We start from the raw sequence: 11,183 nt of genomic DNA, 5'->3' as shown, positions 1-11,183 counted from the left end.
CAAGGACTCCCACGTGCCCTGCTCCCCCGCCCCGCCCTGCTGGGGACTGGAACAGCAGACCAGCGCGAGCAGGCACAGGGCCGGGGACAAGCGCATCCGAAACGACGTCATGGCTTCGCGCTCCGAATGCGCCAGCGGTTCATCTGACTACCAGGGACGGGGGCTGCCGCAGCTATACCCCGGGCCATTGATGAAGCGCGACACGGCGCGGCTGTTGGCATTCGCCGCGGCCGTCTGCCGCACGCTCAACGGAATCCACCACTGCGACTGATCCGCCACGTCGCAGAGGAACTCCACCTGCACCTGGTTGGGCGAGTGAAAACGGCTGGCCGTCCCGTTGTTCTCCCACATGGCGCCAAAGGCATACTTGCTGATGCCATGGAAGTAGAAGTAGTCGCAGCCGTTGACGGTGCAGGAGCCCTGGGGCCCGGGCCGGTGACCGCCGGTATTGCCATTGTTGATGTTGTACTTGTCGAAGTTTGCGTGCCAGCCCTCGTGCATGTAGTCACCCGCGCGGGAGGCCGGGTCGGAGCTGATGGCGTTCGGGTTGTAGACCGGGCACGCGGTCTCCACCTTGTCCGTGTCCCACGGCCAGAACCGGGGGGAGAAGGAGCCCAAGATATCCGTGCGGTCGCTGACGCTGTGGTAGAGGCTGTCGTGGAAGTTGCTGTTGGGCGCCTCCGCCGTGCCCCGGTAGTCCGCGGTGCCGTGGAACGACTGGGCGTAGTTGTCCTCCATGCCGTACGTCAGCAGGTAGGACGCGTTCCAGTGCTTGGGGAATTCGAGCGACACGTTGCAGGCGTCACTCCAGCCGCGGTTGCTCCAGTCCCCGCCCCTCAGGCCATAGGCCCGGTACTGCCACAGGTAGAAGTCCTGCCAGCAGCCGTGGGTGTTCCAGAGGTCCCGGTCCGCCTGGCTCGCGCCCGTCTGGACACAGACGGCGCCGGCCTCGGCTCCCAGGCCAAAGGCAAGAAGGGACGACATCAGGGCAATGCCTTGCTTGAAATTCATGGGCGTTCTCGCTCCTCGGTCGTGAGGTCAGGTCAGAACTTCGGAGGGGTGACGTCGAAGGTGTAGGGCTTCTCCTCGGGCGGACGGGGCTCCTTCGGCTCGGGCTTGGGCGCCTGCACTTCCGGGTGGGCCTTCAGGTAGGCATTGAGCTTGCGGTTGAACGTCTCCGCGTTCTCGCCGCTGACGCGCCGGACGCGCTCCAGGAGCAGTAACTCCTCGCGGCGGACGAACGGCTCCACCGTCTTGCGAGCCTCCAGCGTGTCGCCCCGATTCCACAGGAAGGCGCTGATGGCCTCCGCGCGGACGATGACGGAGGGGTGCGCGCCCACTTGGTACAGCACCTCCCGGTCGAACTCCTCATCGCGCAGGTACGCGATGCCGGCCACGGCCTTGGCCTGCAGGCGCGCCTGCTGGGCCTCTTCCTGGAGCTCCCCTTCGATGACGGTGCCCTTCGTGGGCAGCGGCATGCGCACGAACTCCGCGAGGAACTTCGCGCCGTCATAGGTGCGCATCTCGCCGAGCAGGCCCAGCGCGACCAGCGCGCGGCTGGAGTCACCGGACTTGTGCGCCTCCAGGATCTCCTGGGTGAACGCCTGGATGACGTCCGGGTTCCCGGCGGCGGCGCGCAGCACCTTGCGCGCGTCGTTCTGCTCCAGCACCACGGATTGCCCCGCCCAGGTGACGAACTCCTTCACGCTCTTGCGCGCATCCTCCCCCGCTCCGCTCAACGCCGGCGGCTGGTGCAGCTTGCGGCCCGCGATGACGCGGCTGGGCGGGATGTCCGAGCCCTGCTCCGAACCGGGCTGGGCATCGGCTCCAATGGCCACGGAGCCCGACATCAGGCCCAGGGTCATGACGGCGGCGCCTGCGTGGGAGATGACTCGCCATTTGCGGCTTTGCATGGTCCTGCCTCCATTCCAGAAGTGTCGGAAGCCCCATCCCCCGGGGCGTCCCCTCCCACGCCGCGCAAGTACCGCCGCGACCCGTGGGTGGTCCCGCTCACTTCACGAGCCGTACCAACGTGTTTCCGGCTCGGAAGGACGCAATCGACTGGAGGCGGTGGCAGTCACTCCGCACTCGGAAGCAAGGGGTTGAAACACCCTGGCGCGCACACCCTCGCGTCGGGCGCCTGTTGCTGGCGGGACCACAGGATGTGTTGCTCTTGTTGCCCGGGAGGCACGGCTTCTATCGTGACAGGCTCCTGCACTGTGTTTGAGGAGGCCCCCCTGTTCGACTTCGAAGAACTCGTCCGAAGCCGGTGTTCCATCCGCCGTTTCCTGCCCACCCCGGTTCCTCGCGGGCTGCTCACGGAGGCGCTGTCACTCGCGCAGCTCGCACCCTCCAATTCAAACATCCAACCCTGGCGGCTGTTTCTCGTGGAAGGCGAACGCATCGAGCGCCTGCGGGAGGCCCTGCGGGAAGAGGTGCGTTCGAATCCGAGGGAGCTGGCGCCGCTGCCAGCCTCCTTCCGTGCGCACCGCCGGGAGCTGGGGACGCTCGTCTACGGAGCGATGGGAGTGGCCCGGGACGATGACGCCGGAAGGGCGCGGGCGTCCCAGCGCAACTACGAATTCTTCGGCGCGCCGACGGCCGGCATCCTGTGCATGCACCGGGACCTGGGGCTCGTGGACGCGGTGGGCGTGGGGATGTATCTCCAGACGCTGGTCCTGGGACTGACGGCGCGCGGGATTGGCACCTGTGTCCAGGCCGCGTTGACGACGTATCCCGAAGTCATCCGCCGCGAACTGGCCCTGCCCGACGAGCTCGTCATCCTCTGCGGGCTCTCCCTGGGCTACGCGGATCCCGACTTTCCAGCCAACCAGCTCAAGGTTCCGAAGCAGCCCGTGGAAGGCAACGTGTCCATCTTCGACACGGCGGTGGAGCCCGTGTCGGGTTGAACCTCCGCCAGCGCGAACACGGCGCCGGTCGTCAGGATAGCGACGCCGGCACCGTTCACACCGAAGGAAACCTCAGCTCCGACGGCGGCGCAGCAGGGCCAGCCCCGCCAGCGCCAGGCCCCACACGGGCGCGCTGCCCGCGGCGGAGCAGCCTCCGCCTTCGTCCTCTTCCGCGATGGGATCCACGACGACAGGCGAGCCCTTGCCCACCGTCACGCTCAGCGTCGTGGCCGCCGCGCGGTCCCCGTCACTCTTCTGGTCCGCGTTGGAGGAGTTGCCCGCACCGAAGAGCTTGAGCGTGACATCCGTCGAAGGCGCGACGAGCGAGAAGTTGAAGCGCAGCTCGGTTCCCGTGAAGGCCTGCGGCGCGGAATGGACCAACTCCGCCCCCAGCGGCTTCATCCCGGTGCCGGCCTGGAGCTTCGCGTCCGCGCTGTCCACCGCGATGTCCGCCCCACCCGTCTTCGCCGCTCCACCCCGGATGATGAAGGTGTACTGGCCGGTGGCGCCCGGCTCCAGCGTCGTGGGGCCCTCCAACACGACGGTGGGAACCTCCCCACCCTTGTGACACGTGCTGCACATCACGCCGTCCTTGCCGGACTGCCCGGTGATTCCCGTGCTGGTGGCGAAGGCCGAAGTGGACCACAGCGACGAAACAGCGAACACGCCCGCGATACGGAACAGATGACGCATCGAATCTCCAGGGGGGAGGTGAAACCAGGTGGGGACTTACGCGCCGAGCCCCCAACCCGACAGGCTTTCGCCCATCGGGCCCGGGGGCCCGGAGTGCTTCGGTGAATGACGGTGCTATTGCAGTTGGACGAGGGAGAAGGACAGCCCCTGCGTGGTCAGCGTGGGCTTGCCGTTCTCACCCAGCACGCGGAACGTCGTGGACGCGGCGCCCGCGCCGAACTCGGTGTAGAGCGTCTGGTTCTCCGTCTCGAAGAGGAAGACACTGCCGGAGGTGGACGGGAAGTCCGCCTTGCGCGTCGCGGTCAGCGTGTCCAACTTCAGCTCCCACCACTGCCAGCCCGTCCCGCTCGCCATCGTGCGGGGGTGGGTGCCTTCGGCGACCGGGGCGAGGGTCTCATCCAGCACGCGCACGTACGCCGTTCCCGGAGCTCCCGGGATGAGCGCGCCCGCGGTGCCACCGCCCACCAGGTCTCCAAGCGAGCGGTAGAAGGTCGTGTCAAAGGCACGCGTCTGGGGATCGAACTTGAGCAGGCACGGCTCCGGCGAGTCCGCGACCACGCGGTACACCGCCGCGCCATACGCCTCCGTCGCGATGTACACCTTGCCATCCAGGCCCAGCGCGGCGTCGTGCGTGTAGCCGCACCGGTCGTCCGTCGCGATGGTGGCCGTGTCCGTCGCCGTGTCGATGGAGACCACGCCCGCCTTCTTCGTGATGCCCACGCCCGACACCGGGCGCCAGCCCACGGGCATGATGATCTGCGAGCCCACGTGGACGACCGCGCCCGAGAAGGCCAGGACGGTGTCGGGAATCACCAGCGTCGGCATCGGGATGGTGCCCGTCACGGTCATCGCCGTGGGGTTCCAGATGACGACCTGCGCGGTCGCCCCGTCGAAGAAGTACGCCTTCGTCTCGGAGACGAACTGGAAGTTGGCCTGGTACTCCCCGAGCGACGTCACGCCCTGGGGCAGGAAGCTCACCGTGCCGGCCTCATCCAGGCTCCCGGCGCTGTTGAGCCGGTAGCGCGTCACCACCGGGCTCTCGTCGCTCACCACGTAGAGCGAACCGGACTTGGGGATGCCCACGCCCAGCGCCCGGCCGGACACCTTGATGGCGTTGTCCAACGACAGCGAAGCCGTCTGCTCCGCCTGTTTCGTCACGACGACGTAGCTCTCCACCGGGTCCGCGACGAGCAACTGCGTGGTGATGGCATACAACGACCCGTTGTCGTCGGTGCCCGGCTCCTCCGAGTCACCACAGCCCGTGAACAGGGCCAGGGAGAGCAGCGCGGTGCGGATTCGCAAGGAAGGGATGGCAATAGAAGACTTCATCGCAAGGGCCTTTCTTTTTATGAAAACGATACTCATTCTCATTTTCAGGACCTCTAAAGCCAATAACACATGAAGTCAAGAGTTCACCGTATCCGCACGGATACTGAGAAATTTCTTAGTTTCCCCGGGACGCGGGCCGGCCGCCAATGCCAGACGAAGCGTGAGGCGCAGCGGCTTCCCAGTGCGTCTAGCGGGGGCGGATGTAGCGACTGCCCTTGTCGAAGTTCATGGACTCCACGCCCCGCTGGAAGAAGAAGGCGGAGGCGTCGATGATTTCATTGAACGTCACCGTCATGAGCACCCCATCCTCCGAGGTGATGGTGCCGTAGCCGATGACGCGGTCTCCATCCTCGGGTTCCAGGATGGCCACCCGGGCACCCGTCTGCAGCGCCGCCAGTCGCGCCAGGCCGATGCGGTCCCGATCCGCGAACGAGATGTTGCGCAAGGAGGGGATGTTGAGGGGTACCGCCTGGGCTTCGCCGCGCAGGTGCTGGCGCTTCGGAAACGCACTGACGGTGTTGAAGATGGCATCCAGGTCCGGCTTCAGGAAGCCCTTGGGTTGCTTCTCCACGGAGTCTTTGACCGTGGGCGCGGCCGTCTTCATCATCTGGAAGCGCTTCAGGTCCATCTGGAAGGCGGTCAGCTTGGCCTTCTCCAGGTCTTCGAGCGCGGCGAGTCGGGCGAGCCCCTCTTTGCCGAGTTGCTCCCGCAGCTTCGCCCCCGCGTTGTTCTGCTTCGCGGCACTCTTGTGCTGGTTGCGCATCCCCTTCGCCGCGCCGATGACGGAGCCCCGCAGGGACTCCTCCATCAGGAAGCGGCCCGTCCGCGTGGGCAGGTGCTCCAGCTTCACGGACGCGTAGCGCAGCCGGATGTCAGCGTGGATGAGCTTGTCCATGCGGACCGAATCCGTGCGGCCGCGCTCCTCCAGGAACAGCACCCGGTGGCCCATGTAGGCATAGGCTTCGAGGTTGCCGCTGCGCATGCCCACGTGGGTGAGGGTCGGGACGATCTGCCGCAGCATTTCGAAGAACGCGAACTGGTAGACGCGCGGCTTGCCGACCAGGCCCGCGCGCGTCCAGAACTCGCCCAGCCGGCAGGCCTTGCGGTAGCGCTCCGTGCCGAGCGGTCCCGCGATCTTCCCGTTCGGATCATCGCCGACGATGAGGCAGCAATAGCCTTCCCCGGTGAAACGCTCGACCAGCAGTTCGAGTCCCCGGTAGCTGGTGTCGTGCTCGGGATGCAGTCCGCCCAGGGCGCCGCTCTGCCGGGACCACAGGACGACGAGCGGCGCGAGCAGCGGGACCTTCCAGTCGCGGACCATTCGCGCGAAGGTGCCTTCCTCCAACTGTGCATTGCGCAGCCAGGTCTGGCGGATGAGGGGCGTGGCATCCTCGGCGCGAAAGGACGCGGCGACGACGTTGGTGGCCTGCCCCACGCTGGTCGTCTCCTGGTGGAAGATGTCCTCGTGCATGTTCTTGAGGATCTCCTTCGTCCGGGCCTCCATCTGCGATTCGGACGCGACCGTGATCCGGTGGATGCGGGTCGCGGAGATGCCGCTGTCCTGGACGTAGAAGCGGTAGAGGCTGTCGCTCTTGTCCTGTCCGGTGCCGCCACAGCCCACCAGGATCAATCGCAGTTCGAGGTCGAGCATGAGCGCGACGGCGATCTGGAACATGTCCCCGGACATCGCCCCGTGCTGGATGAGGGTCTGCTTCACGCCATCCTCCCGTGCTGGAAGGAGGCAGGCTACCACCGCGAGTGCGTCCGCACCGGGACCCAGCGGAGCGTCTACCCGCGCAGTAGGGCCAGCCCGCGCAGGAAGTCGTCGGGCAGCGGGGACTCCACCTGGATGAGCCTTCCGGTCGCGGAGGTGGGCACCTCCAGGCGCCACGCGTGCAGGGCCTGCCGTCCCACCGCGAGCGCGGCCGGGTGCGTTCGCGCGGCTTGCGTGCCGTAGACGGCATCCCCCAGCACGGGGAAGCCCGCTTCGGAGAGCTGCACGCGGATCTGATGCGTGCGGCCCGTGTCCAGGTCGATGTCCAGCAGGGCCCCGTCCCGGAACCGCTCGCGCACGGTGAAGGTGAGGGCCGCCCGGCGCGCGGAGGGCACGCGGGTGGTGAAGCGGCGCGGGTCCTTCGGGTCGCGCGCATACGGGCCCTCCAGCCGGCCGGTGTCCGGAGGCTGTCCCAGCACCAGCGTCTGGTAGCGCTTGTCCACGCGCTTGTCCTGGAACGCCTTCAGGAGCGCGGCCACGGCGTCATCCGTCCGGGCCAGCGCCAGACAGCCGCTCGTCTCCCGGTCCAACCGGTGCACCACGCCCGGCTGGGCCACGCCCTCCACGTCGAACGGAGGGCATCTCGCCGCGAGCAGCCCCACCACGGAAGGTGCGCGGCCCTCCGGCTCCACCACCAGCCCCGGCGGCTTGGCGACGATGATCAACGCCGCGTCGTCGTGCAGCACCGGCAGCTCGGGCCCCTCCAGCGAAGCGGCCGGGGAGGCGCGGGGCTCCGGCGTCTCCAGTTCCAGCTCTTCCCCGCCCCACAGCTTGCGCGTGGCTTGTGCCTTCTTGCCCCGGATGCGCACCCGCCCCGAGTCCAGCAGCGCGCGGGCCCGCTCTGGGGTGAGGCCGGGGACATGCTTGGTGAGGAAGCGATCCAACCGCTCGCCTGCGACCTCACGGGGGACCACCAGGACCTTGTGCCGCGTCATGACTCCCCCCGTCCCCCAAGGCAGGCAGGGAGTCAACGTGTAGGCGTGCGCCCACCGAGCACGCGGCGAAAGAGCGCTGTAGAACCGGGCCCTCCGTGGCCTCTTCCCTGCTTTCGCGCGCGTCCTCCCTGCGGGCCCTGTCGCACCGTGACTTCGCCTGGCTGTGGACGGGCATGCTCGTGTCGAACATCGGCACGTGGATGGAGACCGTCGCGCTGGGCGTCTACGTGACGGAGGTGACGGGCAAGGCCGGGTGGACGGGCGGGGTCGCCGCGCTCGCGCACCTGCCCTCGCTCCTGCTCGCGCCGCTGGGTGGAGCGCTCGCTGACCGCTTCGACCGGAGATCCTTCATGGCGGTGTGCGTGTGCCTGCAGGGGCTGCTCGCGGCGCTGCTCACGGTGCTGGCCGCGACGGGGAACCTCACGGTGCCGTGGGTGGCGGCCATCTCGCTGCTCAACGGCGCCCTCAACACGCTCGTGATTCCGTGCGCCACCGCGCTCACGGTGGCCGTCGTCCCGTCGGAGGACCTGCACAACGCGCTCAGCCTGGACTCGGCGCAGTTCAACCTGGGCCGCATCATCGGGCCGGTGGTCGCGGCGCTCGTGTTGACGAAGGCAGGCATCGCCGGGGCGCTGTTCCTCAACACGCTGTCGTTCCTGGCGGTGCTGCTGGTGCTCTCCCGGATGAGCGGCGCGGTACAGACGGTGTTGCCGAAGCGGGAGGCGCTGTGGGCCGGCATCCTCCGGGGCATGAAGCTGGCCTGGGAGGACCCGGGCATCGCGCTGGCACTGGGAACGTCGTTCTTCGTGGGCCTGCTCATCTCCCCGTTTGTGGGGCTGGTGCCGGTGTTCGCCCTCAAGGTGATGGGTGGAGACGCCGCCACCACGTCGCTGCTGCTGACGGCGCAGGGCACGGGCGCGGTCCTCGCGGCCTTTGGAACGGGGGCGCTCGTGGCGAGGATGGGACGGCGGGGGATGCTGGAGGCGTCCGTGCTGCTCGTGGGGCTGTGTTCCGCGCTCTTCTGGCTGTCCCCCACGCTGCCGGCGGCCCTGGTCGCGATGTTCTTCCTGGGCGGGGTGTACCTGCTGGCCTTCACGGGCTTGAAGACGGTGTGTCAGGCGAGAACGCCGCCAGAGCTCCAGGCGCGGGTGAGCAGCCTGTTCCTGCTGCTGGTGAACCTGGGCTACATGGTGGGCGTGTGGGGCCTGGGGATGCTGTCCGACCGGCTGGGCGTGCGGCCCATCACCGCGGGAGCCGCCCTGCTCTTCTTCGGCATCGTGGCGCTCACGCGCGCCCTGCGGCCCCGGGGCCTGGCGGCGCTGGGCACCTGAGCGCGTCCCAGCGTGGCCGGGAACCGACGGGCCAGACAGGGGGACGGACCTTGCCCCTTTTCCCGCTCCCCCTGGTTGGGCTAGCAGAGGGGCCATGCCCATCCTCGCCCTCGTCCGTCATGGTCAGTCCCTCTGGAACCACGAGAACCGCTTCACCGGCTTCGTGGACGTGCCCCTCACCGAACAGGGCCGCGGCGAAGCCCGCAAGGCCGCTGATGCACTCAAGGGCCTGAAGTTCGACGTCGCCTACACCTCCGCCCTGAGCCGCGCGCAGGAGACGCTCGCCATCCTCCTGGAGACGCTGGGCCAGCGCCCGCCCGTCATCCGCGACGCGGCCCTCAACGAGCGCCACTACGGCGACCTGCAGGGCCTCAACAAGGCGGACGCGGCCAAGGAGTTCGGTGAGAAGCAGGTCCACATCTGGCGCCGCTCCTTCGACGTGCCGCCCCCCAACGGCGAGTCCCTGGAGATGACCGCGAAGCGCGTGCTGCCCTTCTACGACCGCGCCATCGCGGGTGACCTGCGCCAGGGCAAGAACGTGCTCGTCGTGGCCCACGGCAACTCCAACCGCTCGCTGGTGATGCGCCTGGACAAGCTGACCGGCGAGGAAGTCGTGGCGCTGGAGCTGGCGACGGGCGTGCCCGTCGTCTACGACGTCACCCCCGAGGGCCAGGTCGTCTCCAAGCGCGCCGCCACCCCCTGACGCCTCGCGGCGAAGGCCAGGGCCTTCCAGCGGATGTTCCGAAGGGGGTTGAATGCCGCGCCCTCCGTCCCGTCAGATGGGGCGTAGGACGAACACCCCCAAGGATGCACACCATGAAGGCCCTGACCCTCGCTGTCGTGCTGCTCTCCTCCGTCGCCTCGCTGGCCCAGACCGCGCCGCGCACGGAGGGGGCCGCCAATGCCGCCGCCGAAATGCGGCGCCCGCCTCCGCCGGGCCACTCCACGCCGCGCCCGCCGCAGCCGGTTCCGCCTCCGCCGCCCGTGCGCAACCTGGCCGTCATCGACCGCGAGGTGATGGAGCGCCGCATCGACAAGCTGGAGAACGCGCTGCGCGACGCGATGTCCCGCACGCGTGACAACCAGGGCCGCAACAGCATCCGCGCCGCCATGGAGGAGCTGGACAAGCTGAGCGAGTACGTCGACGACGCCGCGCCGTACGGCACGGGCCTGCCGCCGCCGGGCAACTACCCGCAGCCGCAGCCGATGCCGCAGCCGGTCCCGCTGCCGGTGGTGCGGCCCATCACGGACGCGCAGTTCCGCAGCCTCACCCAGGCGATGGCCCGGGAGTCCTTCCCTCGCGACAAGATGCGCGTGCTGTCGATGGTCGTCCCGCGTGAGCACTTCCTCGTGTCGCACGTGATGACCGTCATCAACCAGTTCTCCTTCTCCAACGACAAGCTGGAGGTGGTCCGGGTGATGCGGCCCGCGCTGCTGGACTCGAACAACAGCTACGAGCTGTTCCAGGCGTTCCCCTTCTCCGCGGACAAGCAGAAGCTGCAGGAGATCCTGGACGGGCGTTAGCAGGCCCGGAGGCTCATCGCCGGGAGAGCGCGGACCAGATGGTCCGCGCTTCCGGTGAGTCCACGGTCGCGTGGACGCTGGCCACCACGCGACCTTCCGCATCCAGCGCCAGGACATAGGGCGTGCGGCTGGAGGCAAGTCCCAGCGACTTCGCCATGCCGCCGTTCTTGTCCAGCCAGGTGTCCTTCCAGAAGTCCTGTGGCACCTGCTTCTTCGCCTTGCCCCGCGCCGCGCCCTCGCTGACGATGAACGGCAGCTTGAGGGTGATGAGCGACTGGCGGTGCACCGTGTCCGGCACGTGCGCATCCGCAGCGCTGAACCACCCGCGCATCGCTTCGCCCGCGTCCTTGTCGGTGATGATGACCACCAGCGAGGGGCGCCCCTTCAGCTCGTCGCTCGCGTGAGCGCCGTCCGTCAGGTCGTTCGCGGAGAAGGCCGGCAGCGGCGCTCCCTTTGGGGGCAGCGCGAGCGCTCCAGGGGCCAGTAGCAACACGCTGGCGAGGCCCGCGCCCGTGAGCGCTGTACGTCCCCGACGCGAGAACCTGGGATGACATGCCATGGGGCAGGAAATGTTCATGCGCGCGCCGCGTCCCTAGCGACCGGAGGACGTGCGCCCGTCCGGCTGCCTGGTCGTGGGGGGAAATCCGGTAGGGTCCCCGCAATCCCCCTTCCCTGGAGTCCCCCCATG

At 68.4% G+C, this 11,183-nt stretch carries 11 protein-coding genes; 4 read left to right on the top strand and 7 right to left on the bottom strand.

Translation table 11 applies throughout. The annotated features are described in order from the left end of the window. Nucleotides 1-147: 147 nt before the first annotated feature. Both D7V88_RS33145 and D7V88_RS33140 read right to left on the bottom strand, forming a co-directional pair. On the bottom strand, nucleotides 148-1,011 hold the full coding sequence (locus D7V88_RS33145) for a hypothetical protein (protein WP_120544621.1): 864 nt from the start codon (nucleotides 1,009-1,011) through the stop codon (nucleotides 148-150). A gap of 32 nt (nucleotides 1,012-1,043) precedes the next feature. After that, nucleotides 1,044-1,913: a hypothetical protein gene (locus tag D7V88_RS33140; RefSeq protein ID WP_147448958.1), complete on the bottom strand. Its 870-nt coding sequence runs from the start codon at nucleotides 1,911-1,913 to the stop codon at nucleotides 1,044-1,046. A 306-nt stretch (nucleotides 1,914-2,219) separates the two neighbouring features. Here D7V88_RS33140 and D7V88_RS33135 point away from each other — a divergent pair, with 306 nt between their 5' ends. After that, a complete protein-coding gene (locus tag D7V88_RS33135) occupies nucleotides 2,220-2,909 on the top strand; it encodes a nitroreductase (RefSeq protein ID WP_208726613.1) in 690 nt (229 codons plus the stop codon). 72 nt (nucleotides 2,910-2,981) lie between these two features. Here D7V88_RS33135 and D7V88_RS33130 read toward each other — a convergent pair whose 3' ends face one another. From D7V88_RS33130 to D7V88_RS33115, 4 genes are all read right to left on the bottom strand, one after another. Then, nucleotides 2,982-3,602, bottom strand: coding sequence for an MXAN_6652 family MXYO-CTERM-anchored protein (locus D7V88_RS33130; RefSeq protein ID WP_120544618.1), 621 nt, complete (start codon nucleotides 3,600-3,602; stop codon nucleotides 2,982-2,984). A 114-nt stretch (nucleotides 3,603-3,716) separates the two neighbouring features. Continuing rightward, a complete protein-coding gene (locus D7V88_RS33125) occupies nucleotides 3,717-4,931 on the bottom strand; it encodes a DUF4374 domain-containing protein (protein WP_147448957.1) in 1,215 nt (404 codons plus the stop codon). Nucleotides 4,932-5,118: 187 nt separating this feature from the next. Beyond that, nucleotides 5,119-6,648, bottom strand: a complete 1,530-nt coding sequence (locus D7V88_RS33120) for a hypothetical protein (RefSeq protein WP_120544616.1) — start codon at nucleotides 6,646-6,648, stop codon at nucleotides 5,119-5,121. 71 nt (nucleotides 6,649-6,719) lie between these two features. After that, complete coding sequence (locus tag D7V88_RS33115; RefSeq protein ID WP_120544615.1) at nucleotides 6,720-7,640, bottom strand: RluA family pseudouridine synthase; 921 nt, start codon at nucleotides 7,638-7,640, stop codon at nucleotides 6,720-6,722. 95 nt (nucleotides 7,641-7,735) lie between these two features. Here D7V88_RS33115 and D7V88_RS33110 point away from each other — a divergent pair, with 95 nt between their 5' ends. From D7V88_RS33110 to D7V88_RS33100, 3 genes are all read left to right on the top strand, one after another. Continuing rightward, a complete protein-coding gene (locus D7V88_RS33110; RefSeq protein WP_120544614.1) occupies nucleotides 7,736-8,971 on the top strand; it encodes an MFS transporter in 1,236 nt (411 codons plus the stop codon). 94 nt (nucleotides 8,972-9,065) lie between these two features. Next, nucleotides 9,066-9,674, top strand: a complete 609-nt coding sequence (locus D7V88_RS33105) for a 2,3-bisphosphoglycerate-dependent phosphoglycerate mutase (protein WP_120544613.1) — start codon at nucleotides 9,066-9,068, stop codon at nucleotides 9,672-9,674. A gap of 113 nt (nucleotides 9,675-9,787) precedes the next feature. Next, complete coding sequence (locus D7V88_RS33100) at nucleotides 9,788-10,495, top strand: proline and serine-rich protein 1 family protein (protein ID WP_158625210.1); 708 nt, start codon at nucleotides 9,788-9,790, stop codon at nucleotides 10,493-10,495. A 13-nt stretch (nucleotides 10,496-10,508) separates the two neighbouring features. Here D7V88_RS33100 and D7V88_RS33095 read toward each other — a convergent pair whose 3' ends face one another. Next, complete coding sequence (locus tag D7V88_RS33095; protein ID WP_147448956.1) at nucleotides 10,509-11,054, bottom strand: hypothetical protein; 546 nt, start codon at nucleotides 11,052-11,054, stop codon at nucleotides 10,509-10,511. Nucleotides 11,055-11,183 lie beyond the last annotated feature (129 nt).

Source organism: Corallococcus terminator (assembly GCF_003611635.1).
In the GTDB taxonomy this organism is placed as follows: domain Bacteria; phylum Myxococcota; class Myxococcia; order Myxococcales; family Myxococcaceae; genus Corallococcus; species Corallococcus terminator.
Note: the sequence above shows the minus strand (reverse complement) of the source record. Positions and strands in the feature narration are given on the sequence as shown.

Excerpts from the sequence above, each read along its gene's own strand:
- D7V88_RS33145 (WP_120544621.1), bottom strand. The coding sequence starts at position 1,011 with ATGAATTTCAAGCAAGGCATTGCCCTGATGTCGTCCCTTCTTGCCTTT.
- D7V88_RS33140 (WP_147448958.1), bottom strand. The coding sequence starts at position 1,913 with ATGCAAAGCCGCAAATGGCGAGTCATCTCCCACGCAGGCGCCGCCGTC.
- D7V88_RS33130 (WP_120544618.1), bottom strand. The coding sequence starts at position 3,602 with ATGCGTCATCTGTTCCGTATCGCGGGCGTGTTCGCTGTTTCGTCGCTG.
- D7V88_RS33125 (WP_147448957.1), bottom strand. The coding sequence starts at position 4,931 with ATGAAGTCTTCTATTGCCATCCCTTCCTTGCGAATCCGCACCGCGCTG.
- D7V88_RS33115 (WP_120544615.1), bottom strand. The coding sequence starts at position 7,640 with ATGACGCGGCACAAGGTCCTGGTGGTCCCCCGTGAGGTCGCAGGCGAG.
- D7V88_RS33105 (WP_120544613.1), top strand. The coding sequence starts at position 9,066 with ATGCCCATCCTCGCCCTCGTCCGTCATGGTCAGTCCCTCTGGAACCAC.
- D7V88_RS33100 (WP_158625210.1), top strand. The coding sequence starts at position 9,788 with ATGAAGGCCCTGACCCTCGCTGTCGTGCTGCTCTCCTCCGTCGCCTCG.
- D7V88_RS33095 (WP_147448956.1), bottom strand. The coding sequence starts at position 11,054 with ATGGCATGTCATCCCAGGTTCTCGCGTCGGGGACGTACAGCGCTCACG.